General features: G+C 63.6%; 21 protein-coding genes. 7 read left to right on the top strand and 14 right to left on the bottom strand.

Going from position 1 to position 23,984, the window contains the following annotated elements; translation table 11 throughout:
• Window positions 1-8: 8 nt before the first annotated feature.
• Window positions 9-938, bottom strand: coding sequence for a threonine/serine dehydratase (locus tag CQ020_RS23190; protein ID WP_105694200.1), 930 nt, complete (start codon window positions 936-938; stop codon window positions 9-11).
• 78 nt (window positions 939-1,016) lie between these two features.
• On the opposite strand from CQ020_RS23190, the gene CQ020_RS23185 reads away from it, so the two are divergent.
• Both CQ020_RS23185 and CQ020_RS23180 read left to right on the top strand, forming a co-directional pair.
• A complete protein-coding gene (locus tag CQ020_RS23185) occupies window positions 1,017-1,460 on the top strand; it encodes a GNAT family N-acetyltransferase (RefSeq protein ID WP_181152011.1) in 444 nt (147 codons plus the stop codon).
• A 115-nt stretch (window positions 1,461-1,575) separates the two neighbouring features.
• On the top strand, window positions 1,576-2,781 hold the full coding sequence (locus CQ020_RS23180; RefSeq protein ID WP_105694199.1) for a VCBS repeat-containing protein: 1,206 nt from the start codon (window positions 1,576-1,578) through the stop codon (window positions 2,779-2,781).
• A 14-nt stretch (window positions 2,782-2,795) separates the two neighbouring features.
• On the opposite strand, the gene CQ020_RS23175 is transcribed toward CQ020_RS23180, so the two are convergent.
• The 8 genes from CQ020_RS23175 to CQ020_RS23140 are packed head-to-tail and all read right to left on the bottom strand — an operon-like array spanning window position 2,796 to window position 10,255.
• Window positions 2,796-2,975 (bottom strand): hypothetical protein, encoded by a 180-nt coding sequence (locus CQ020_RS23175; RefSeq protein WP_105694198.1) that lies wholly within the window; start codon window positions 2,973-2,975, stop codon window positions 2,796-2,798.
• Window positions 2,975-4,318, bottom strand: a complete 1,344-nt coding sequence (locus CQ020_RS23170) for an NtaA/DmoA family FMN-dependent monooxygenase (RefSeq protein WP_105694197.1) — start codon at window positions 4,316-4,318, stop codon at window positions 2,975-2,977. The genes CQ020_RS23175 and CQ020_RS23170 overlap by 1 nt, the downstream gene beginning before the upstream one ends.
• A gap of 9 nt (window positions 4,319-4,327) precedes the next feature.
• Complete coding sequence (locus tag CQ020_RS23165; protein WP_105694196.1) at window positions 4,328-5,413, bottom strand: LLM class flavin-dependent oxidoreductase; 1,086 nt, start codon at window positions 5,411-5,413, stop codon at window positions 4,328-4,330.
• Window positions 5,410-6,237 (bottom strand): DUF1684 domain-containing protein, encoded by an 828-nt coding sequence (locus CQ020_RS23160; protein ID WP_105694195.1) that lies wholly within the window; start codon window positions 6,235-6,237, stop codon window positions 5,410-5,412. Before CQ020_RS23160 ends, CQ020_RS23165 begins: the two co-directional genes overlap by 4 nt.
• On the bottom strand, window positions 6,221-7,387 hold the full coding sequence (locus CQ020_RS23155) for an LLM class flavin-dependent oxidoreductase (protein WP_105694194.1): 1,167 nt from the start codon (window positions 7,385-7,387) through the stop codon (window positions 6,221-6,223). The genes CQ020_RS23160 and CQ020_RS23155 overlap by 17 nt, the downstream gene beginning before the upstream one ends.
• Window positions 7,384-8,376 carry an ABC transporter substrate-binding protein gene (locus CQ020_RS23150; RefSeq protein ID WP_105694193.1) on the bottom strand — a complete coding sequence of 331 codons (993 nt, stop codon included), beginning with the start codon at window positions 8,374-8,376 and terminating at the stop codon, window positions 7,384-7,386. Before CQ020_RS23150 ends, CQ020_RS23155 begins: the two co-directional genes overlap by 4 nt.
• Window positions 8,377-8,384: 8 nt before the next feature.
• Window positions 8,385-9,293, bottom strand: a complete 909-nt coding sequence (locus CQ020_RS23145; protein ID WP_105694192.1) for an amino acid ABC transporter ATP-binding protein — start codon at window positions 9,291-9,293, stop codon at window positions 8,385-8,387.
• The gene (locus CQ020_RS23140; RefSeq protein ID WP_181152010.1) at window positions 9,290-10,255 is read right to left on the bottom strand and encodes an amino acid ABC transporter permease; all 966 of its coding nucleotides are present in this window, start codon (window positions 10,253-10,255) and stop codon (window positions 9,290-9,292) included. The genes CQ020_RS23145 and CQ020_RS23140 overlap by 4 nt, the downstream gene beginning before the upstream one ends.
• A gap of 289 nt (window positions 10,256-10,544) precedes the next feature.
• On the opposite strand from CQ020_RS23140, the gene CQ020_RS23135 reads away from it, so the two are divergent.
• From CQ020_RS23135 to CQ020_RS23120, 4 genes are all read left to right on the top strand, one after another.
• Window positions 10,545-12,500, top strand: coding sequence for an FAD/NAD(P)-binding domain-containing protein (locus CQ020_RS23135; RefSeq protein ID WP_105694190.1), 1,956 nt, complete (start codon window positions 10,545-10,547; stop codon window positions 12,498-12,500).
• Between the two features lie 57 nt (window positions 12,501-12,557).
• Complete coding sequence (locus tag CQ020_RS23130) at window positions 12,558-13,076, top strand: GNAT family N-acetyltransferase (RefSeq protein WP_105694189.1); 519 nt, start codon at window positions 12,558-12,560, stop codon at window positions 13,074-13,076.
• Between the two features lie 9 nt (window positions 13,077-13,085).
• Window positions 13,086-14,822 (top strand): helicase HerA-like domain-containing protein, encoded by a 1,737-nt coding sequence (locus tag CQ020_RS23125; protein WP_181152009.1) that lies wholly within the window; start codon window positions 13,086-13,088, stop codon window positions 14,820-14,822.
• 115 nt (window positions 14,823-14,937) lie between these two features.
• Window positions 14,938-15,966: a hypothetical protein gene (locus CQ020_RS23120; protein ID WP_105694187.1), complete on the top strand. Its 1,029-nt coding sequence runs from the start codon at window positions 14,938-14,940 to the stop codon at window positions 15,964-15,966.
• Between the two features lie 106 nt (window positions 15,967-16,072).
• Here CQ020_RS23120 and CQ020_RS23115 read toward each other — a convergent pair whose 3' ends face one another.
• The 5 genes from CQ020_RS23115 to CQ020_RS23095 all read right to left on the bottom strand — a co-directional run bounded on the left by CQ020_RS23115 (window position 16,073) and on the right by CQ020_RS23095 (window position 22,523).
• Entirely contained in the window at window positions 16,073-16,909 is an 837-nt protein-coding gene (locus tag CQ020_RS23115) for an endonuclease domain-containing protein (RefSeq protein WP_105694186.1), read from the bottom strand.
• Window positions 16,910-17,073: 164 nt separating this feature from the next.
• Complete coding sequence (locus CQ020_RS23110) at window positions 17,074-19,047, bottom strand: NHL domain-containing thioredoxin family protein (RefSeq protein WP_105694185.1); 1,974 nt, start codon at window positions 19,045-19,047, stop codon at window positions 17,074-17,076.
• Window positions 19,047-21,320: a cytochrome c oxidase assembly protein gene (locus CQ020_RS23105; protein WP_374955189.1), complete on the bottom strand. Its 2,274-nt coding sequence runs from the start codon at window positions 21,318-21,320 to the stop codon at window positions 19,047-19,049. Before CQ020_RS23105 ends, CQ020_RS23110 begins: the two co-directional genes overlap by 1 nt.
• A 122-nt stretch (window positions 21,321-21,442) precedes the next feature.
• The gene (locus CQ020_RS23100) at window positions 21,443-21,730 is read right to left on the bottom strand and encodes an HU family DNA-binding protein (protein ID WP_011776355.1); all 288 of its coding nucleotides are present in this window, start codon (window positions 21,728-21,730) and stop codon (window positions 21,443-21,445) included.
• Between the two features lie 229 nt (window positions 21,731-21,959).
• Window positions 21,960-22,523, bottom strand: coding sequence for a GNAT family N-acetyltransferase (locus CQ020_RS23095; protein ID WP_105694183.1), 564 nt, complete (start codon window positions 22,521-22,523; stop codon window positions 21,960-21,962).
• Window positions 22,524-22,723: 200 nt separating this feature from the next.
• Here CQ020_RS23095 and CQ020_RS23090 point away from each other — a divergent pair, with 200 nt between their 5' ends.
• Window positions 22,724-23,749, top strand: coding sequence for a patatin-like phospholipase family protein (locus CQ020_RS23090; protein ID WP_105694182.1), 1,026 nt, complete (start codon window positions 22,724-22,726; stop codon window positions 23,747-23,749).
• The last annotated feature ends 235 nt before the right edge of the window (window positions 23,750-23,984 follow it).

Raw genomic sequence — 23,984 nt, 5'->3', positions numbered from 1 at the left:
GGGTGCGGTTAGAAGTGGGCGGGGTCGGTGTTGGCCCCGCAGAGGATGACCGCAACCGTCTCGCCGTCGCTTGGCTTGTACGCTCCTGAGAGCAACGCCGCGTACGCGGCCGCTGCACCGTGCTCCACCACGATGCGATGCTTTTCCCACAGGGCCCGGCGTGCGGTCACAATGTCTTCATCGCTGACGAGGACGCTGCGCACACCGGTACGCCGGGCAACTCCAAAGCCGATCTCGCCGATCCGCCGGGCGCCAAGGGAGTCCGCGGCGATTCCGGACACGGCCACATCCACAGGCTCGCCGTGGGCCAACGCGGTGTGCAAAGTGGGAACAGTCTCGGGTTCGACGCCCACCACCTGCGCCCTGCCCTCCGCGACCGACGCTATGCCGCCCATCAGCCCACCGCCGCCAACAGCAACAAGGATGGTGTCGACGTCGGGCAGTTCATCGAGTAGCTCGAGGCCCACGCCACCTGCGCCGGCCACGATCTCGGGCTGATCATAAGCGTGGCAATAAACGGCACCTTTTTCCTCGGCGAAACGGATCGCAGCGGCATAGGCTTCCGCGTATTCCGCGCCGCCCTGGACCACTGTGGCACCGATTGCGTAGAGCTTATGCACCTTGTTTGCCGGGGCAGACTCCGGAACGAACACAGTTGCCGGAACTCCAAGCTTGGCGGCGGCATAGGCATTGGCCAGGCCGGCATTGCCACCGGAAGCCACCACGATGCCCACCTCCGGGTTGAGCTCGCCGCTCTCCTTCGCCGTGAGGAGCCTGTTGAAGGCGCCGCGTGCCTTGAAGGAGCCGGTGTGCTGCATGTACTCGCATTTGAACCACAGGTGGTAGGCCTCCTGATCGCCGCTCTCGGCCAGCGGAGTATGCCGAACCCAACCTGCCGTCCGTGAGTACGCTGCTTCTACTTCTTCGCGTGTGACCATCGTGGATGCACCTTTCGTCCATTTCATCCTATGGTTCAGGTGGGCGTGCGACGTCCTGCCGGGCATAGGCTTGAACCCATGTCCGTTGACTTCGTCCTCCGCCCCACCGTTGCCACCGATGCTGCCTGGATTGCCGAACTGCGCGCCGTGGTGATGCGCCCGGACCTCGAACGGCTGCAGCGTTTCGATCCTGTTCGGGTCCGCGAGCGCTTCCTGAACAGCTTCCAGCCCGAGCACACGTACATCATCCATTCCGACGGCGTGGACGCGGGCGTGATCGCTGTCCGCCCCGCCCCGGACGGCCGTTGGATTGAACACTTCTATGTAGCCCCGGCGCATCAAGGCAAAGGGCTGGGCAGTGCTGTGCTTCGCCACGTGATGTCCGCTTCGGTTGACGAGCGCCCTTTCCGTCTGGACGTTCTGCAAGGCAGCCCGGCCCGCCGCCTCTACGAGCGCCATGGCTTCGTGCTGGAATCCGAGGACCCCGTTGATATCTTCATGGTGGCTCCCGCCAAGCCGTGACCGCCAAGCCCTGACCGTCAACCCGTGGCCGCCAACCCCTGACCGCACGGACGGAAGTGCGGTACCCTCAGCACACACCACGCGGCTACGACGCGAAAACTTTCCGGGGGGAAAAATGGGGATCTTTCAAGCGCGCTTGTTGAAGCGCGCCACCACTACCGCACTTGCAATGGGACTCTTGGGCTCCGGGCTGCTCGCTGCTGGTCCGGCCACCGCGGCATCCCAACCCACACCGTTCATTGACGGCGTCCCGTACGTCGGTTCTGAGATGCGCCGGCAGTACAACTACGACTACTGGGGTTGCCGGAATCCGGACGGTTCCGGGGACGCGATCACCTTGGAGTGGCTGCGTGACGGAGAACCGCTGCCCGCGGAGCGTCAGGGTGAAACGTTGCGTGTCCTCCCTGAAGACCAGGGCAGCCGCATCTCCTTGAGGGTTTACCCGCTCACTCCTGGCGAGCAAGGCTGCCCCACCGGAACGCAGCTCAGCGCCGAAACCAAACCCATCAAGGCTTCCAGCCGCGCCATGGGCTGGACTGGACGCGGCAATTTTGAGCCCCTCGCCCGCACCCACGACGGCAGGCTCGTCCTGTACCCGCGCACGTACACCTATTACAAAGGCATGTGCGAGGGCCCGTGCCCGGTGTATTTCAGCTCGTGGGATGAGCCGCGGCAGGTGGGTGCCGGCTGGAACATGTTCAACATCGTCTTCTCCCCCGGAGATTTCGATGGTGATGGATTCAATGACCTCCTGGCGAGGAACGCGTCCGGCCAGTTGTTCCTGTACCCCGGTGACGGCGAGGGCGGCTGGCTCCCCACCCGCCAGGTAGGTGTAGGGTGGAACGTTTTCGACTCGATCGTGGGGCCGGGGGATTTCACTGGCGATGGCACCAACGACGTCCTGGCCAGAAATGCCGCCGGTGAGCTGTTCCTCTACCCCGGCGACGGGAACGGCGGATGGCTCGCCCCGTCCAAGGTGGGCTGGGGTTGGCAGGTCATGAACAAGATCATCCCTGGCGGCGACATGAATGGTGACGGCACCGTGGAGGTTTTCGGCCGGGACATCAACGGCGGCCTCCAGCTGTACTCGGCCGACGGCGAAGGCGGCTGGGGTGCCCAGGCATTCATGGGCGGTGGCTGGAATGAATTCCTGGATGTGGCGGGCATGGGCAGTTACGCCCACCAAAAGTACAACAACCTTGCGGCCGTCAACCAGAACGGCGACCTCGTGTTGTATTCCACAGGCGCCGCCACCACAGGCCTCTACGGCCCTTACGGGCCCGTGGGCAATGGCTGGAATGTGTTCCGGGAACTCCTCTAGTTTCTTGGGAGAAACTAGAGCGGCTGACTCCCCACCGTCAGCTGCAAGCTGACCGTCCCGCGCCAAACGTCGACGACGGCGGCACTCGAGCCGCCGTCGTCGGGCGCTGTTGCCCTGCGGCGCGGCTGGAAGCCAAGCCGCAGCAGCAGGTTCCTCAGCAGGCGCTCAGCCTTCAGCAGACGTAGAGCCTTCATCAGACGTGTGCCGGTTCTTCGGACCGTACCGGCGTCTCCAGCCCCAGGTTTTCGCGCAGCGTAGTGCCCCGGTATTCGGTGGGGTAGACGCCGCGTTCCTGGAGCTCGGGCACCAGGTGGTTCACGATGTCGTCCAGACCTGTGGGGATGAGCCACGGTGAAATGTTGAAGCCATCCACGGCCCCAACCCGTGCGTATTCTGCGAGGTGGTCTGCCACTGCGGTGTAAGAGCCGGTAAACGTGGAGTCGATGCGTGCCGTCTTAGAGGTGACGAACTGTCGGATGGACAGGCCCTTGTCTTTGGCTTCGGCCCTCCACTGATCAGCAAGCTGGCGGGCTTTCGCACCATGGAAGCCGCTGCCGCGCGTCTCCGAGGTTTCTTCCACCACGGGGTCGATCTCCGGAAGGGGCCCATCGGGATCGTAGGTAGAAAGCTCCCGGCCCCAGAACTGTTCCAGGTAGGCGATGGCCTGCTGCGGTCCGATCTGCAGGCTCCGGACCCAGGCTTTCTTCTCCTGCGCTTCCTGATCGGTGGCGGCCAGGATGAACTCGCTGGCAGGCATGATCTGCACGGCGTTGGCACCGCGACCGGCTGCGATGGAGCGGGCTACGATGTCGCGGCGGAACTCCACAGCGTCGTCGAACTTGGGGTGGGCGGAGAAGATCACGTCAGCCTGGCGGGCTGCGAAGTCGCGGCCATCCGGGGAGTCTCCGGCTTGGAAGAGCACAGGGCGGTACTGGGCGCTGCGCGGCAGGCGGGGGGTGACGTCAACGGTGTAGTGCTGGCCTTCGTGGAGTACCCGGCGCGCAGGTCCGGTGGGCGTTTCCCACGAGTCCCAAAGGCGCTTGGCGGTTTCCACAAACGCTTCGGCGTGCTTGTAACGGTCGGCGTGGTCCAGGTATCCACCGCGGCGGAAGTTGGCTCCCGTCCAGGCGTTGTCCGTGGTGACGATGTTCCACGCAGCCCGGCCGCCGGAGATCAGGTCCAGTGAGGACAAACGGTGGGCCAAGTCGGCGGGGTCGTTGTACGTGGTGTTTTGAGTGGCCACCAGCCCGATGTTCGTGGTGACTGCAGCGAGTGCGGCCAGCATGGTCTGGGCATCAGGCCGGCCCACAACGTCCAGCGCATGCGGCCGTCCGAGGTGTTCGCGCAGGCGCAGGCCTTCGCCCAGGAAGAAAGCTGCGAACTTACCGCGCTCGGCGGTCTGGGCGATGTGCCGGAACGACTCAAAGTCCGTCTGCGAGCCCGCTTGGGGTGCCTTCCAAATGGTGCCGGAGTTGACGCCTTGGAAGAAGATCCCGAACTGAATCTGGCCGCTCGGCTGGAAAATGTCGCGTGTCATGGTGTTCCCCTACTTTCCGGCGGCAAGAGGAGCCGCGGCAGTGGTCGAATAGCGGTTCTCCGCCGGTGCAAGCCCGAGGACATCACGGAACGTGCCGTCCTGGACCGGTGGCCGCAGGACCCCGCGGCGACGCAGCTCAGGCAGGACCAGGCGTGACAGTTCTTCCAGTTCCACGTCAAGGACAGCCGGGTGGAGTCGAACGCCGTCGGCTTCGCGCAGAAGGGAGTCGAGCAGTTCGGTGAGACTCGCTGCCGAGCCAGCAAACCGCGCAAAGCGGCCTTCTCGAGGCGTCCCGTCTTTCTGATCAGACAAGGCGCGTGACTCTGCAGCCTGCCCACGCGAGTCCAGAACGACGTCGAGCTCTGCCACAATCGCCACCGAAGAACCAAGCCGTGCCCGCGTGTCGCGGACCTCTGTAGCCAGCAGCTCCGGCGTGGGAGCAGACACCAGCACGGCGTCCACGGCATCGGCTGGAACCAGGCCCTCGCCCACCAGCGACGCCGCGGCGAGCACCGGCAGCTGTCCTTGCAACGGACGAGGAATGATGGACGGGCCCTTCACGGAATAGGCGGCCCCGGAAAAGTCAGCGGGCGTTTCGAAATCCGCGTAGTGCAGCTTGTCCACGTCGATGTACCGCCCGGTAGCGACGTCGCGGATCACGGCGTCGTCCTCCCAGGAATCCCACAAACGTCGGCCCACCTCGATGGACGCGGCAGCTTCCTGGGCCAGCGCGTCACCCTCAACAAACGAACGTCCGACGGCGGCAGCAGCCTCGGGTGACACCGCTGCGGTAGCGATCCACCCGGCCCGACCGCCGGAAACGTAGTCCAGGCTGGCGAGCTGCGTGGAAACGTGGAAAGGCTCGGTGTAGACGGTGTCGATTTCCGGCACGACGGCGATGGTGCGCGTCAGGGGTCCGGCAAAGGCGGCGCGCTGCAGGGCGTTGGTCCGTCCGGCTTCCGGGGTGTCCTTAAAGGTTGCTGCGTGGAAACCGGCTGATTCGGCTGCGAGGACGGCGGCGGCAATGCCCTCATATCCCGCGCCGTCGAGTTCAATAGCCAGGAACCCGGCCTTGCGTTCTTCGAAGGTACTCACTTCTGGTCCTGACGTTCGTAGGGAATCTTTTCGCCGGCTTCAATGGCCACCGGAAGCCTGTTTTCGGCGGGCGGCAGCGGGCAGGTGGCGAGGTCGGTGTAGGCGCAGGGCAGGTTCACGGCCCGGTTGAAGTCGAGCTGCACGGTGCCATCAGATGCAGGGACCACGGACAGCGAGCGGTTGGCTGCGTAGGTGGTCTTGCCGGAGGTCTGGTCGGTGAACAGCACCGACAACGAACCCGGCGCGTGGCCGTTGAACGCCGTCAGCGCCAATTCCTCGCCAGCGAGCTTGAAGCGGATCTCGCCGGGCGCCTCGTACACGTGCTGGATACCCTCGACGGCGGCACCCACCGTGGTGGGACGCGGCGTCTCAAAAGGCACGAAGGTACCGGCAACGGCAAACGCCGCGTTGGGTGTGTAGGCGGGCGTGCCCTGGTACTCCTGCAAGAGGGCATTGGACGGGTTACGCGGGCGCACAATGTACTCGCCGCCGCGCTTGGCAACCTCAATCACGGTGTCGCCCGAGACCAGGTTGATCCCGCCGCGTTCCTCGATGGGCCCCAGTTCAACCGGCACTCCGGCGTTCAGTTCCACCCCGTCCTGCTGCAGGCTCTGGCCCGGCTCCAAGACAACACGTACGACGTCGTCATCCGCGCTCCAGGTGCCCGGCGCACCTTCCAGCCGGGTGGCGTCGCTGCTGAGCCAGTGAAGGTGGGTCACGGCAAGGAAGCCGTGGGGGTGGGCACGGTGCCGCTCGTGGGCGTCGTGCCATTCCTGCCATTCCTCGTCAAAGGCTTCGAATGCTGTTTCAGTGTGCAAAGACATGTGCGTTGTCCGTCCTGTTGAAGGCGTGATCGGCGGTAACTGCTGCTGCCGCGTCCGGTTCGGTAGCCCCGGCAAACTCCGGGCGGCCGCCGAACGGATCGCTGGCTTCCCACAAGGTGGTGGGCGCGTCAGCGCGGACGGCTGGGATGACCTCCAGCGCGAAGCGTTCCAGGATTTCCAGCTGTTGTTCAAACGGCAGCGTGGTGGGCAAGGAGATGGACTGAAGATCGTGGTTGTACAGCGAGTGGTAGCTGAGGATCTTGTCGATCACCTGCTCCGGGCTGCCTACCAGGGCAGGGCCCTCGGCCACTGCGTGCTGGATGTCCCGGAACGGCGAGTTGTTGCCGGGGACGTTGCGGTTGGCGGTGAGCCCTTCATAAACCGGCCCGTACTGGCGGATGGCTTCCTGAGTGGTGTCTGCGATGAACACGCCACCGGCGCCACTTCCCGAGCCCAGATACTGGTGCCGTGGATCGTGCCCGTGGCGCTCGTATTCTTCGCGGTAGTGGTCGATCAGGACCTTGTAGTTCTCGCGCGGCTGGATGGCGTTGGCCGTAAACAGCGGATCACCCCACTTGGCGGCGAGCGCAGCGGACGTCAGGGTTGTAGCCGAGCCGTGCCAAATCCGGGGTGAACCAGCAAAGGGACGCGGCGTCGTCGTCGTTGCTTCGGTGAGGGCGGGCCTGAAGCGGCCGGACCAGGTGACGCTTTCCTTACGCCACAGTGCCCGGAGCAGCGCATACTTCTCGGCCAGGAGGTCCCACTGATCGTCCAGGGACAGGCCGAAAAGCGGGTACTGAAGTACCTCGTTGCCCTTTCCGATCACCAGTTCCAGACGGCCCCGGCTCAGTTGATCGATGGTGGCGTAGTCCTCGGCCACGCGCACCGGATCCAGCACGGAGAGCACGGTGACGCCGGTTTGGAGGCGTATGCGGTTGGTGACGGCGGCAATCGCGGCGAGGACCGTCGTCGGGGATGACGAGACGAACTCGCCGGCGTGGCGCTCCCCCACGGAGAAGCTGTCAAAGCCGAGTTCTTCGGCCCGCTTCGCCGTTTCCACCACCTGGTTCAGCCGGTCAGCGGTGGAGACGATCTCCCCGGTGACCGGATTCTTCAGGTGGGGAATGATGTCCAGGACCTGGAACTTCATTTGGTGGTCCCGGCCGGCGTGACAAAGGTGGCTTCAGTGACCGTCTTGGACTCCGGGATGGCTTCCTCGGAGAGGCCCCAGCGTTCCAGGACCTTGCCGTAGGAGCCGTCCTTGATGGTGGAGTTCAGGGCGTCGGTGATGGCCGGAGCCAGACCATTGCCCTTCAGGGTAGTGGCGGCAACCAGTGTTTCTGCAGGCCAGCCGGCGTTGACCTTGCCCACAACTTTGAGGTCATCACGGGTGTTCTCGCGGTAGGTCACCGACGGGTACGGTGCAAGGTTCAGGTCGGTGCGGCCGGAGGAGAGCGCCAGGATGGTGTCGGCGTCCGAGGAGTAATACTGCAGCGTGGCCGGAGCCTTGCCCTTGTCCTCGAGTTCCTTGTTCCAGGCCAGCAGGATTTTCTCTTGGTTGGTGCCCGAGCCCACGGAGATCTTCAGGCCGGAAATGTCATCCGAGCCCTTAATGTCATAGGTGGAGCTCTTCTTCGCCTCGAAGCCCATGTACGCCGCGCGGTAGGTGGAGAAATCGAACAGCTTCACGCGCGCTGCGTTGATGCCCACGTTGGAGAAGACTGCCTCGAAGTCACCGGATTGGGTCTTGAGCGGCCAGTTCTCCCAGGACGTCACCTGGAGGTCCAGTTCCAGCCCGAGCTTGTCCGCAACGAGCTGGGCGATGTCCACCTCAACACCGATCGGCGTCTTGTCATCCGTGGCGTGGAAGGACAACGGGATGGAACCCGCGGTGGTGGCTACAGTGAGCTTGCCATCCTTGGCGATCGCTGCGGGAACGGCTCCTGCTGCGGCAGCGTCTTTTTCACCGCGGATCCGGTTCTGGTCCACGGACGTGTTGTACACAATCCCGTTCTTGGCAGCTTCGGACTCCGGCTGGGCTGCCGACGCTCCAGGATCGGAGCACCCGGCCAGCACTGGAAGCACGACGGCGGGAAGTACAGCGAGTGCCAAAAATTTGGTCTTGGTGGTGCGAAGCATGGGGTGTCCTAGATGTTGAAAGCTGGCTCGATGACTTTGGAGAAGAAGCTGCGCGTGCGTTCCTCGCGGGGGTTGGCGAAGATGTCCTGAGGAGTGCCGGACTCCACAATCTGGCCCTGGTCCATGAACACCACGGTGTCCGCGACGTCCCGGGCGAAACCCATCTCGTGCGTCACCACAATCAAGGTGGTGCCGGACTTCGCCAGCTCACGGATCACGTCCAGAACCTCGTTCACGAGTTCCGGGTCCAGTGCCGAGGTTGGCTCGTCGAACAGGAGAATCTTGGGGTCCAGTGCCAGCGCGCGGGCAATCGCAACGCGCTGCTGTTGGCCACCGGAAAGCTGCCGCGGGTAGGCATCGGCACGGTCCTTCAGGCCCACCCGGTCCAGGAGTTCCAGGCCGCGCTTTCGGGCTTCTGCCTTGGACCGCTTCTGCGCCACGATGGGTGCCTCAATGACGTTCTCCAAGGCAGTGAGGTGCGGGAACAGGTTGAAGCTCTGAAACACCATGCCAATGTGGGTGCGCTGCTTGAGGATGTCCTTCTCGCGCAGCTCATGGAGCTTGTTGCCGCGGACTTCATAGCCCACCAGTTCGCCGTCGATGGTGATGTACCCGCCGTCGACTTTTTCCAGGTGGTTGATGGTGCGCAGCAGGGTGGATTTACCGGAGCCGGACGGGCCCACGATCACGGCCACACCACCCGGCGGTACGGACAAGGAGACACCCTTGAGGACCTCGGTGGCGCCGAAGGACTTCCGGACATTCGTGATGTCCACCTGCCCGCGGGTTGCTGGCCTGTCCGCTGAGGCGGGCTGCGCCGTCGTCGTGCCTTCAGGGGCTGCGGCCGAAGCGGCAGCCTTCTTTTCCTCGACCTGGGCGGCCGCGGCGGAATCTTTGCGTGCAGCGATGATGCTCATCGGGCGTCCTTCGTGGGAGAGGCAGCAACGTGGGTAGTGAAGAACTTCCGGGCCTTCTGCAACGGCGTGAGCGGCAGGGTCCGCAGGGCGCCCTTGGAGAAGTGGCGCTCAATGTAGTACTGGAAAACGCTCAGCACCGAGGTGATCACCACATACCAAAGCGTGGCGACGAGCAGCAGCGGAAGCACTTGCTGGGTCCGGTTGTAGATGACCTGGACCGTGTAGAACAGTTCGGAGTAGGCCAGGACGTAAACAATCGAGGTGCCCTTGACCAGGCCGATGATCTCGTTGAAAGCGTTGGGCAGGATGGCACGCATGGCTTGGGGCAGCACAATCCTGGTGGACCGCTTCCATGCCGGGATGCCCAAGGCGGAGGCAGCTTCGAGCTGGCCTTGGTCCACGGAGAGAATGCCGCCGCGGATGATCTCGGCAGAGTAGGCTGCCTGGTTCAGCGTGAGCCCCAGCACCGCAGCAGCGAACTGGCTGATGAGCGTGGTGGTTTGAGCCTCGAAGAAGCGGACGTCCGTGAACGGGATGCCCAGGCTGATCTTTTCGTAGAGGTAGCCCAGGTTGTACCAGAGCAGGAGCTGGACCAATAGCGGCGTGGAGCGGAAGATCCAGGAGAACGTCCAGGACACCGAGACCAACAGCGGGGAAGAAGACAGGCGCATGAGGGCCAGGATGAAACCGAGGACAAAGCCGAGGACACCGGAAATGGCTGTGAGCTTGAGGGTCTCGATCAGCCCGTTGACTACCGACTGCGCGGTGAACCATTCTGCAACTACGCCCCACTCCCAGCGCGGGTTGGTAACCAGAGACCACGCAATGGCTGCGACGCCGGCAGCCACCAGTACGGTGCCCACCCAACGCCAGGGGTGCCGGGCCGGTACCAGCTGGTAGTCGGAGTAGTCCGGGGTGGGCGGTGCAGTTTCCGCCGTGGCAGGCGGTGCGATTGCACTCATGCGCCACCTCATTTCAGATCGGTTGTTGTCTATCGGATGGCTGCCAATCTAGGGCCGCGTGAAACCCGGCAGCAAGGCGGGAATTTGCACTTCTTCACTGGACTTCGCGCGGCTTCTTCGGAGTTCGTGCGGCGTCACAAACATCGTAATGAGGCGCCATATGCGTCGGGATTTTGCGCTCGTTAACGTTGCGTGACGTGTGGTGAACGGCGGTTACCGCCGCCTCGACCGGCATGGTCCAAGGTCCCTAGATTGGGCATCACCAACCCTTTGTTTTCCAGGAGATCCCATGCCGTCACGAGTACCCGCCATCGCCTTCATCGGCGGCGGCCCGCGCACGGCCGGCGTCCTTGAACGGCTTGCGGCCAACCGTCCCGAACTTTTCGGCGGCCCCCTGCGCCTCCACGTCATCGAACCCCATGAGCCCGGCTCCGGGAGGATCTGGCGTTATGACCAGGATCCCGGGCTGCTGCTGAACTCCACAGCTGCGGACGTCACCATGTTCACCGATGCCTCCGTGGCCTGCGATGGGCCATCGGTTGACGGACCGGGGCTGTCCACGTGGGCGTCGGGGGTCCTGGATGGCAGCATCCGCGACGTCCCGGCGTTGGAGCCTCACCTCCTGGACCAACTCCGCGCGCTGACACCTTCGTCCTTTCCCACCCGGCAACTGCAGAGCAAGTACCTTGAGTGGTTCTTCCGCCGGGCCGTGAGCAATCTTGGCCCCGAGGTCACGGTGACCGTTCACCGCGACACGGCCACCGGCGTCGAGCGCCTTTCGGACGGCGAGGCTGCTTCGGTTGACGGGCACGACGACGGTGCGCACCGCGTGCGGCTTGCTTCCGGCGCCGAGGTGGTTGCCGACGTCGTGGTTTACGCGCTGGGCCACACCGATTCCCTGACTGATCCCGAATCGGCGCGCCACAGTGAATTCGCTGCCCGGCACGGCGGCTTCCATGCGCCGCCGTCGTACACCACTGATGTGGACTACTCCGGGATTGAGGCCGGGCAGGACGTGATCGTCTCCGGCATGGGGCTCGCCTTCGTGGACCTGATGGTGCTGTTGTTCGAGGGCCGTGGCGGCCGCTTTGAAGAAAGGCCCGACGGCGAGCTGGACTATGTGCCCTCCGGCGCCGAGCCCCGGGTCTGGGCGGGGTCACGACGCGGCGTGCCATACCATTCCAAGATCTCCTCCACTCTGCGCGGGGAGCCGGCATCCCGTCCGCGATACTTCACCGCCGAGGCCATTGATGCCCTGCTGGCCACGCATCAGGAACTCGATTTCCGCACACACCTGTGGCCACTGATCGCCAAGGACGCCGGCTATGCCTACTACCGCGAGCTGTTCACCGGCTACCCGTCGCGGGTGCTGGGGACGTGGGCGGACTTTGAGTCGCGGCTCGATGCCGTTGACTGGTACAGCGCTGCCCGGGAAGAACTGGCGGCTTTCTCCATACCGGATCCTGCGTTGCGCCTGGACCTCGAAAAGCTGGACCACCCCCTGAGCGGCTGCGCTTTCGCCGACCATGAAACCGTGCAGCGCTCCGTGGCCGCCTACATCCATCGCGATCTTGATCTCCGCACCAGCCCGGACCACTCCGAAACCCTCGCCCTGTTCACCGCCCTGCTGTTCGTGTACATGGACCTGGGGCGTTTGGTCCCGCAAGAGCGGCTCAATGCACGCTCTCAACAGACCATTCATGGCTGGTGGCATGGCTTCTTCAGTTTTGTGGACTCGGGGCCGCCAGCGCACCGGCTGCGTGAAATGCTCGCACTGCACAGGGCCGGACTCCTGAAGTTCCTTGGCCCTGGCATGTGGGTCCGCGCTGACGAGTCCGTTGGCAGGTTCGTTGCCGGGACGTTCCAGTCGCCCGTGGTGGTGGATGCGTCCGCGTACATTGAGGCGCGGCTGCCTTCCGCGTCCGTGGAACGTTCCGCGAATCCCGCGCTGGCTGACCTGCACCACGCCGGATGGGGCACCGAACAACGGCTGCTCACCTCCGAGGGCGCCCACTCCACCGGCAAACTCCTGGTGTCAGGGAATCACGAGGTCCTCTCCCCTGTTGCTACTCCTCAGAAGGGGCTGTTCGCGGTGGGGCCGTGGACGTCCGGTTGGGGTGCGGGGGCGTTTGCCCGTCCCAACAGCAATGCGGCGCCCTTCCGGGAAAACGACGCCCTGGCACGCCGGATCCTCTCCACTCTTGCCGCCACCCGCCCAACTGAGTCGCACTTAACGTCGTTCTGAGCGCTCAGAACGACATTAACTGCTACCTACTTGGGTTCCACCTACGAAAGGCCTGACATGACCACCACGCCAACCCTGCCGACGTCGGGCCTGACCGTCCTCAGCCTGCCCATGCGCGATCCCCGCGTTCGTCCGCTTCTGGACGAGCTCGCCCTCGAGTACGAAACCCGCTACGGCAACCTGTTCGGCACCGGCGGCGCTGCGGAAGAACTGAACAGGTACCCGGCCGAGGAATTCGAAGCCCCGCACGGCGCCCTGATCATCATTCAGGAGAACGGCGAGTCAGTGGCTGGCGGTGCGTTCCGGCGCTACGACCAGCACACCGCGGAACTGAAGCGGATCTGGACGCATTCAGCCCATCGCCGCCGCGGATTGGCGCGGCTTGTGCTGACAGAACTGGAGAATGAAGCTCGACGCCGGGGCTACCGGAAGCTGTACCTCACCACCGGACCGCGCCAGCCTGAGGCCAAAAACCTCTACCTCGCCACAGGCTACAAAGCACTGTTCGATCTCGCCGCGGACCCGGAAGACATCAAGCATTTGGCCTTCAGCAAGGATCTTGCCGTGCAGAGCTAAGCTATGCGCATGGCTAACAAAACCACTGCCGAAAAGCTCGCCACCATCCAGCAGGGGTACACCCTGGAAGGTGCCACCATTGAGCTGGGGGCGGCGATCGTTGACGGCGAGATCCATAAAGAGGCGCAAGTCCGGCTTCCGCTCGCCATGATGAACCGTCACGGCCTGGTGGCCGGCGCTACGGGCACCGGCAAGACAGTCACGCTGCACATGATTGCCGAACAACTCTCGACGGCGGGTGTTCCGGTTTTCCTCGCGGACATCAAAGGTGATCTTTCAGGACTGGCGACGCCCGCCACCGGCAGTGAGAAGCTGACCGCACGCACGTCGGCGCTGGGGCAGGAATGGTCGGCGAAGAATTTTCCGGTTGAGTTCCTCTCGCTCGGTGGGGACGGCCACGGGATCCCCGTCCGCGCCACCATCACCTCGTTCGGGCCCATCCTGCTCTCGCGCATCATGGATTTGAACGACACGCAGGAGTCCAGCCTCCAGCTGATCTTCCATTTCGCGGACCAGAACAACCTGGAACTGATCGACCTCAAGGACCTCCGCGCCGTCATCCAGTTCCTCACCTCGGACGAGGGCAAGGCCGAGCTCGCCAACCTTGGTGGGCTGTCCAAAGCCACGGCCGGCGTCATCCTGCGCGAGCTGGTCACCCTTGAGGCGCAGGGCATGGAGAAGTTCTTCGGCGAACCCGAATTCGATACCGCAGAGCTCCTCCGCACGGCACCGGATGGCCGCGGCGTCATCAGCTGCCTGGAACTTCCCACACTGCAGACCAAGCCGCTGCTGTTCTCCACGTTTCTCATGTGGCTCCTGGCCGACCTCTTCGAAGACCTGCCCGAAGCTGGCGACCTGGACAAACCCAAACTCGTGTTCTTCCTTGACGAGGCACACTTGCTGTTCAACGGCGCGTCCAAGGCCTTCCTCGAAGCCATCACCACCACGGTCCGGCTCATCCGTTCCAAGGGCGTCGGCATCTTCTTCGTCACCCAGACGCCCAAGGATGTTCCCGCCGATGTCCTTGGCCAGCTCGCAAACCGCGTCCAACACGCCCTGCGCGCCTTCACCCCGGAAGATGCCAAGGCATTGAAGGCCACGGTGTCCACGTTCCCGGTCAGCGACTACGACCTCGAAGAGACACTCACCTCCGCAGGCATCGGCGAAGCCGTCATCACGGTCATGAACGAGAAAGGCGCGCCCACGCCCGTCGCCTTGACCCGGCTCCGTGCTCCCGAGTCCGTGATGGGGCCCAGCACTGATGAACTGATCCAAAGCGCCGTGGCCGTATCCACTTTGCTGGCTAAATACGGAACCGCCGTGGACAACCTCTCCGCCTACGAGAAGCTCACTGGCAAGGCAACCGCTCCTACCGGAGATGCTGCGCCGGGGTTGCCTCCGGTGCCCTCTTCGGGTGCTTCAGGTGCTTCCGGGGCCTCCGGTACTTCCGGGGCTTCGCAGGCGGACATCGACGCCGAAGCGCGCCGGATCGAGGAGGAAATCCTGGGCCGTCCCAGCTCACGCTCCTCGTCGCCTGAGCCTTTCCCGGCACCGTCTGCTCCTCCCGCTCCTTCCGCTCCGGCACCGCAGTCCTCACAGCAGGACGGCATGTTCGGTGACATTGCCGGTGCCCTCGGTGGAGCGCTGGGCGGCGGGCTCAAGAGCATGGTCCGATCCATGGGAACTCAGCTTGGCCGCGACCTCATGCGCGGGGTCTTCGGCACGTCCTCACGGCGTCGCCGTTAGTCCTGTTTGACGGCCGGAACCACGACGCCGGGTGGCAGCAACGCCTGCTGCCACCCGGCGTCGGGCCTCCTCCAATCGGTGGATATATGTCGTTCCGAAGTCTTCCTGCACGGCGTTGGCTGCCGTGGCAGGTAACGTAAAGGGCGTGCAGTTGAGTCAAGCGTTCGTCAAGACCGCAGCCGGATGGCTGCTCGGTCTGATGCTTGCTGCCGCCGGAGCCATCGTGTGCATCAACCTGGTGAGCTCCTCTGTGGCCAGTCCGCAGCAGCCTGTCAAGGAATATCTGGAAGCCCTGCAGAAGGGCGAAGGCGAAGAAGCGCTGGGCTTGCTCCGCGCCAAAGTCCCCAGTGCGAACGCCGCCATGCTGGACGGCACAGCCCTTCAAACGGCCGCATCCAAAATGACCGACATCACAGTGGGAAACCCCGAAGCCCGGGGCAGCAACCGGATGGCTGTGCCTGTCGACTACACCCTTGACGGCAGCCGCCTCCACACGGAATTCCTGATGGAACGGACCGGGACCCAGTGGCTGTTCTTCGCTAAATGGGCGTTCGTCCCCACCACGCTTCCCACCATTGAAGTCACCGTGGTCAATTCCAGCGAGGCCACCCTCAACGGTGTACCCGTGAACATGCCCAATGGACGCAACAACTTTGCTGTCTTCTTCCCCGGCAAGTACGAGGCAAGCCTGAACGGCACGTACTTCGAAGCCCCCGCAGCTTCGGCCTTGGTTTCAACACGCGACGGCGGGCAGGCGCCCCTCAACCTTCAGACCCGGTCCACCAAGGCCATGAATGAAGCCGTCGCAGGCAAGGTCCGGGAATTCCTGGACACGTGTGCCGCCCAAGCCACCGAGCAGCAGCGCTTGCAGCCGGATTGCCCGTTCTATCACGCCAGCAATGCCCGTGTGGCGGATGGAACCATCAAATGGGCCATCACGGAGTACCCCAAGATCACCATTGAGCCGTTCGGCGGCAAGTGGGTAGTGGCCCCTCTTAATGGCAAGGCCACACTGACCGCACGGGAGATCAACCTCTTCACCGGGTTCGTCAACGACCTCAACGTGGAGCACGATTTCAGCTTCACCACCCAGTTGGACGTGGGCGCAGACACTGTGACGGTCACCCCGATGCTGACCTTCTGACCCGCCGGCTCCTTCTGCGTCACGCCACGCAACTTATTGGCTAGATGTGCGCCCGAGTTCCTTGAACTCCCGGGGTTTCGCCTCTCCGGAATACCCAGAAAGTTGCTCAGCGTGACGGCCCTTTGACCGGTTGCCTCCGTGCAAGCACCGCCAAGACCTCCCGAACCATCGCATCAGGGTTGTGGACCACATCGGCGTAGTAGTACCGGAGCACCGTGTAGCCCTTTACTGCTGAGACATTCCCTCGGCGATGGTCCTTCTTGACCTGCGTCCACTCAGAGTGGTGTCGACCATCGAGCTCCACCAACAACCAGCGCTCCAGGATGAGATCCACATAGCCCACGCCATCGAGGTGGAACTGCGTTTGTACGCTGATCCCCGCCCGCCGAAAATGCGTTCTGGCCAACGTCTCCAACAACGATTCCGCTCCACGGTCCACCCATTCAAGGACAGCCCGGGCTTTGCCATTCCTCCTGCCCTCAAGGTGCCGCAACAGGAACTCCACCGTCATGTCGCCCCTGCCCACGGCGCACTCCACCATCACTAAGGCTTCGGTCCAGGGCCAGCATCGCAAAGCATGGATCAACACATCACCCAGGGAAGCGACGGGTCGGTACGGGTGGGGCGGCAACAGCAGCCCACCATGATGGATACCCGGGCCAGCCCCGTTTTTTGTCTGATGAACGTGCAACGGATGACCACCCGCGTCCAGCACCCAGAGGTTGTGAAAGTTGGCGGCTGTGATGCAGGTGAGCAACTGACGGTTCCTGATCAGCTCGATGTGTGAGGCGGTAGCGTCAGCCAAGGCGTACATGCCTCGATCTGGTTGGAGGACTCCCGCGCGCACGCTACGCCGCAGGGCTGCGTCGCTGACACCCCATCGGACTAGTGCCGGCCGTCGGGCAGCGCCGCCCAATCGTCGCAAGGCTTCCTCGGGTTCCATCCCTTTAGCCTGCAGCTCCGGCCAAGGGGACGGCAGTGCCGAATCAGACTATGTGGATAAGTCACGGGCCCGGACTGGCCCACTTTAGACACAGCCGACGGCATAAAAATGGCCCGGGCAACCTCCTGAGAGGTCAAACCCGGGCCATTCCAACCTAGTGAGGCTTAGTCCATGCCACGCAGGTCCAGCACCAGCTCGGACTCACCGTCGGCCTGCAGGACTACGGGAATGCCCCAGTCCTGCTGGTAGAGGTGGCAGGCAGCGTGGTCCGGGATCTCGCCGTCCTCAGTCTCGGGACCATCGCATGCGGCCGCGCGGGCTGTGATGTGAAGGATGCCTTCAGGAACGTCGGCAGACAGTTCGAGGGTGCGCAGCAAGCCCACCGAAGTGCCGCCGCCTGAGACCAGAAGCTCCGGAGGGGTGGAAGAAATCTTCAACTGCGTGGGGTCGCCCCAACGATCGTCCAGCTTCTGTCCCGTGGGCGCCTTGAAACGTACCGCGAGCTCAAGGGGACCTGGGGTTACCGGGCTCTTGGGACGGTGCGTTTGCGATGCTCCCTCATCCACTTGCAGGGCTTCCTTGGGAATGGGAACCAGAACCAGTTGGTGCTTGTTCGACTCAACCACCACCAGCAGCGGATCGCTGCCTTCCACCTGAACAACGACGACGTCGCTGGGCTCGGCGAGGCCTCTCGCCAAGGTGGATACGGACTTGGTTGCGGGGTCGTAGCGGCGCACGGCCCCGTTGTAGGTGTCTGCAATGGCGACGGAATTGTCCGGGAGAACCGTGACGCCCAAGGGGTGTTGCAGGCGTGCTTCATCGGCCCCGCCATCGCGGAAGCCGAAATCGAACAGGCCCTTGCCCACTGCGGTTTCCACGGTCACGCCGGAATCGCTGACCACCAGGCGACGCAAGGACGACGTTTCCGAGTCCGCAACCCAGATGTTGTCTTCACCATCAATGGCCAAACCGGACGACTGGGCGAACCAGGCTTCCTCCGCTTTGCCGTCCAGCAGGCCTTCAAGTCCGGACCCGGCGAGTATGGAAACCTCGTTGGCCAGGGGATCGAAGGCGAAGATCTGGTGGGTTCCTGCCATGGCGATGACCACACGCTGCAGCTTTTCGCTCCAGACCACGTCCCACGGTGAGGACAGTGAGACCTCGGTGCCGAGACCCACCGCCCCAACATCGATTGCATCGGCAGCGAAGTCAGCCGGGCCGCCGTCGTGGTGTTCAGACCACGTTCCGGCACCGGTGTCCGTCACTCGGGCGGGGCCGGCGTCGAGCAGCCGCTGTACACCGTTGCCGGCGAGGGTCTGCACGTAGCCGGAGCTCAACGTGACGCCACGCAGGCGATGGTTGACGGTGTCGGCAACCACGGCGTCGTACCCGAGCTTCCATGCCAGGTCCGACGGCAGGACGGTCACGCCCTGGGGTTCGTTGAACTGCGCGATCTCTGACTGTCCGTCCAGGAACCCCTTGGTGCCGGAGCCGATGACGCGCTCAACTGTTTCAAGATCGGGGCGGAGTTCCACCAGTCGGTGATGGCCGGAATCCACTACCAGGTAGTTGCCGTTGGCGAGCTGCGTGGCCTTTCCAGGGAAACGCAAAGTGCCCGACGTCGGCTCGGGAGCCACGTACGGTCCGTTACCTCGGTGGAGGGTGCCCTTGGCCTCGTGCTCGGCCACGAGTTCCTCCAGGAGGACGGCCAGGCCGCCTGCGTGGCCCTCGCCGGAGAGGTGGGCCACGATGTAACCCTCGGGGTCAATGACCACCAGTGTGGGCCACGCGCGGGCTGTGTAAGCCTTCCACGTAGCCAGCTCGGGATCATCCAGAACGGGGTGGTGAATTTCGTAGCGCTCAACAGCAGATGCCAGCGCCACGGGATCCGCTTCGTGTTCGAACTTGGGCGAATGCACGCCGACCGTCACCAGGACGTCCGAGTACTTTTCCTCAAGGGGGCGCAGTTCGTCCAGCACGTGCAGGCAGTTGATGCAGCAGAAGGTCCAGAAATCCAGCAGCACGATCTTGCCGCGCAAGGATTCGAGGTCCAGCGATTTCCCGCCCGTGTTGAGCCAGCCGCGGCCCTCCAGTTCGGAGGCCCGGACCCGGTGTTGGGTACGTACGGTTTCGCTCATCAGCGTCCTTCCAGCTTGGTGTTCGGTTCGATCTGCCCGGCAGAGTCTGTGGTGGCGCGTTCGGCGTCGCTGCGTTCCGGCTGCGCCGCCATGGATCCTCGGGCTTCCGCGGATGCCTGAGGCGTCCTGGCCGCCTGGGTAGCTCGAGTAGTGATCTTGGCGTCGCGATCAGCGAGCCGGGCAAACATATCGTTGTAAGCACTGAGATCGGCGTCGTTATTCCTGTCCGCCGCCCGATCCACCCGGCGGGTCTCCCGTTCGTCCGAACGGGACCACATCACTGCGACACCGATCGCCACCAGCAAGGTGGGAACTTCGCCGATGCCCCACGCCACTGCACCGCCCAGTTGCTGGTCCCCAATGGCCGACGGACCCCAGGCCCTGCCCAGGTTTCCGAAGTAATCTGCGGCCAACAGCCCTGTGCCACCCATGATGGCCACGCCAAAGAATGCGTGGAAGCCCATGGTGGCCAGCAGGAGAAGCAGGCGCATGGGGTACGGGGCGCGGCGGGGAAGAGGATCGCTGCCGATCATGGTGAGCACAAAGATGTAGCCGGTCAGCAGGAAGTGCACGTTCATGAGCTCGTGGCCAACGTGCTCACGCATCGCGAGGCTGAACAGGTCCGAGTAGTAGAACAGGACGATCGAGCCCGCGAAGTTGGCAGCGGCGAACAACGGGTGAGTCACGATCTTCGAGAACTTTGAGTGCACGAACAGCAGCAGCCATTCGCGGAGGCCCCGCGAGCCGTGAGCGCCTTCACCCCGGGCCGGCAGGGCCCGCAAGGCCAGGGTCACGGGGGAACCGAGGACCAGGAAGATCGGAGCCACCATGGTGAGGGCCATGTGATCCACCATGTGGGCAGAGAAGAGCACGCGCCCGTAAACGGCGGGCGGACCGGACGTGATGTACATGAGCACCACCAGCCCGATAAGCCAGTTCACCGTCCGGAACCATGACCACTTGTCGCCACGCTTACGGACCTTGATGATCCCAAGGATGTAGGACACGGCCCCGAACAGGGCGACGCCAACCCACAGCCAGTCAAAGCGCCATTCAGTCAGCCAGCGTTCCGGGGTGAGCTCAGGTGGGAGCTCGTAGCCGGAGAGGATGAACGACGGCGAGGCATCGGGTGCGTAAGTGGTGGGCTGCGGCGGCGCCGAGCGTCCGAGCGCAACGGCGAGTCCCGACGTCGCGCCCATCACCAGCAGCTCAACCAGAACCAGCTGCCACAGAACCCGGCGGGCGGACAGGGAACCGTTCTTTCCAAGCTGCGGGATCACCCATTGGCGGTGCATGAAGCCGATACCACCCAGCACCAGCGTGGCCAGGGACTTGGCGATAATGAGCTGGCCGTAGGCGGAGCCGAAGAGGTCAGCGGGGTTTGTCACCCGAATGGCGGCGTTGATGACACCAGATGCGAACACCAGGACAAAGGCGAAACCGGCCAGTGACGAAAACCGGCGCAGGGTTTGCTCGGTGATGTCCGGTGTTCCCTTGCTCCGGGAACCCGTGAGAATGCCGGAGAGGACCGCGAGCATGATGATGCCGCCCACCCAGGTGGACACGCCCACGAGGTGGAGGCCCAAGGAGTTGATGGCACCCTCATGGTCGCTGGAGCTTGAGGAGTGCCCGATCAGTGCGGTGGGAATGAGGCCGATCAAGGCCAACAGCAAGGTGAAGGCCAGCCCGGTCAAGGACCGGACGCCGAACAGCGCTGTGGTGACAACGGCGGCGATGATGGTGACCGCGAGCCAGGCCTTGCCGGTCTCGATGTCCGTCATGAAGTAGACCAAAGAACGTGTGAACTCCGCGTCCCCGGAGAGACCCTGTCCTGCGACATCTGCGTACGTCAGTACGAGAACCGCCACCGCGGACAATGTCCAGGCTGCACCTGCTGCCGCCGCAACGGCCAGGGCCCGTGCGAAGGCCGGATGTTCGGGGGCGTCAAGGTCCTTTTCGCGGGAGCGGGATCCGCCGATGTTCTTGGGGAGGATACCGACGGCAAAGATCAGGCCGCCAACCACCGTTGCCACTGATACGTTGTGGATGGCTTTCGCGATGGGGAGGCCCCACCGGACCAATTCGCCGGGGTCGGAGACTTGCCGGGCAGCTGAGGCGCCGGAGAAGATGAGGGCCGCTGGGAGAGCCAGGAACAGCACCGCCAGACCAGCCAGTTGCCAGGGCAAGGAAATGCCCGCGACTGTAGTGCCTCCCCGCGCTCCGGGTTTGGGAACAGGCGAAGGGGCAGTAGCGGAGCTTCTTGCTGATGGCACTTATCCATTGTCCGCTACCTGCCGCCGGGCTGCGAATCGGAAGAGGCGCTATGTGCATTAACTAACAAAAGGGACGGCAACCAACAGGTTGCCGTCCCTTTTAGGCATTCGCCGAAGAGTAATTACTTCTTCTTGGCGACAGCAGCCTTCAGCTTGGAACCAGCGGTCAGCTTGACGCTGTGGCCGGCTGCGATCTGGATGGTTTCGCCGGTCTGCGGGTTGCGGCCGGTGCGAGCTGCACGGTCGGTGCGCTCAACTGCGAGCCAGCCCGGGATGGTGATCTTTTCGCCAGCGGCGACAGAAGTCTCGAAAACTTCGAACAGTGCATCGAGCACGGAGTTGACTGCTGCCTGGCTGGTGCCAGCCTTGCCTGCTACCTCTGCAACGAGTTCACTACGGTTCTTAGCCATTTACGTCCTCCTGGACTCATACGTTTTTGAGCTTTCAAGCGGAATGCGAGCAAGCCACTGTTCGAAAACTTACCAGCTTGGGCTGGCATGGCCAGCAAATTCCGCGTGTTTCCGCGCCTTTTTGACCAAAATCACCGGATTTTCGGGGTTTTTAGGAGTGCTTTACGCCCTTGGCGTACCCTACGGCGTTTGCGTTGGGCAGAAGCGGGCACTCCGCTGGCCGCCGCAACTAGAACAAAATGCGTTGAAATAACACATGGTCCTGCCACTCTCCGGCTATCTGGAGATAGGACGGCGCCAGACCTATCCGCTCGAAGCCGGACCGTTTCAAGACGGCCTGGGAGGCTGTGTTGTGGGCCAGCGTAGCTGCCTGGATCCGATGAAGGCCGAGTTCTTTGGTGGCCATGCTCACGACGGCGGCTACCGCACCGGACGCTACGCCCTTGCCGGTGCATCCCTCATCCACCCAGTAGCCGAGGTTGGCATTCAAGAAAGGACCACGGACGATTCCGGAGAGCGAGAACATCCCCATGATTCCCTGTGCCGTGCTCAAAACCCAAGGCACCTCCGTGCCTTGTTCATAGAGGCCCAGTTTGCCCTGTATTACCGCCGCCTGCCCCGCAGTACTGAAGAAGTGGTCAGCCCGGGCTGGTTCCCACGGTGCCAGGTGCCCACGGTTCCGCCGGTAAGCAGCGGCCAGGCCGGACGCGTCAGAAATTTCCAGCGGCCGCAGGAGGAACTGAGCGGCGTCTCCACCCGCTGATGCAATGTCCAGGTTTCGCGTGAGAATCATCCCTGGACTCTATCGGTTGGCGCCCCTGACGATTGCGCACGATCCAGCAGAGTGATAGTTTTCCGGTGATCGTGATTTTCGGCAGGAGGTGAGTCCCATGAACGCAGTATCCATAGTGGGCGCTCCCCTGTCCACGATCCCGCGACTGAGTTAGTCGCCACTGGGAGCGCCGGACAGGCAATTCGCGAAAGGCGACTCCCATGAACACAACTCCTTCCTCTTTACACTTCACAGCGACCTCTGACAGGCCGGTTTCCGATCATCCGGTATCTCACCAGCCCCAACCGACGGTTGACGCCTCACAAAGAGTCCCCGCTGGCGAGCGGGCGCTGATCCTCGGTGGCGGCGGGTCCACGGGCAACGCGTGGCTCATCGGCATTATTGCTGGACTTTTCGACGCCGGCCTGGACGTCACCGCTGCGGATCTCACCGTTGGCACGTCGGCCGGTTCGACGGCGGCGGCACAGTTAATGGGGGCAACTCCAGACGAACTCTTTGATGCCGTCCTTGCCGCAGCACCGCGGAAACCCGCAGGAGGCGCGGACACCGATTCGGCCCCGCCCGCGCCTGCCCAGCCAGTCAGCGGGCGCAATGGAGCCCGGTCTGTGACCGACCACATGGAAAGAACCGGAAAAATCTTGGAGGACTCCACGAGCATGGCCGATATGCGACGCCGGATGGGTGCCGCGGCTATGGACATGGCCTCAGCAATGGAGGGCTCCAGTGCTCGCTGGCGGACCACCGTCGCGGCCCGGCTGCCCCACCAGGAGTGGCCGGAACGGTTAGTGCTCCTCACGGCGGTTGATGCCCGCACCGGTGACCCGGTGGTGTTCGACCGCCATAGCGGAGTGGATTTGGTTGACGCTGTGGCTGCCAGCTGCGCCAGTGGCTTCGCTTATGGCATCGGCAGCAATCACTACATCGATGGCGGTTACCGATCCAACGCCGACAACGCCGACCTCGCGGCCGGGTACAGCCGCGTTCTGGTGCTGTCACCCTTTGGAGGTAGGACACGGACTCCCCTGGAGTGGAACATGCACTTATCCGCACAAGTAGACCAACTACGCCGCAGCGGGAGCCGGGTTGAAACAGTCTTCCCGGAGAGCGAGGCCGAGCACCTGTTCGGCGTCAACGCGATGGACCTGTCGCTACGGCCGGCAGCTGCCCAGGCAGGCTTCGATCAGGGCAAATCCTTGGCCGGTCCGCTCAACGCATTCTGGCGCTAACCCGTCGGCATGTCAGCCGCGGCTGGGGGCCTTACAACCGCCAGTCGCGGCTGCTTACAGACGCTTGAGGTCTTTATAGGTGGCGGGGAGCCTGTGGTGTTTGGTTGTTAAATGCGGGGAGCCCCGACCGTGTGGTCGGGGCTCCCCGTTTTAATGGTTGTCCGGCGGTGTCCTACTCTCCCACACCCTCCCGGGTGCAGTACCATCGGCGCTGTGGGTCTTAGCTTCCGGGTTC

The organism is Arthrobacter sp. MYb23 (assembly GCF_002979775.1).
In the GTDB taxonomy this organism is placed as follows: Bacteria; Actinomycetota; Actinomycetes; order Actinomycetales; family Micrococcaceae; genus Arthrobacter.
The sequence above is the reverse complement of the archived record's forward strand: the minus strand, read 5'-3'. Positions and strand labels throughout refer to the sequence as shown.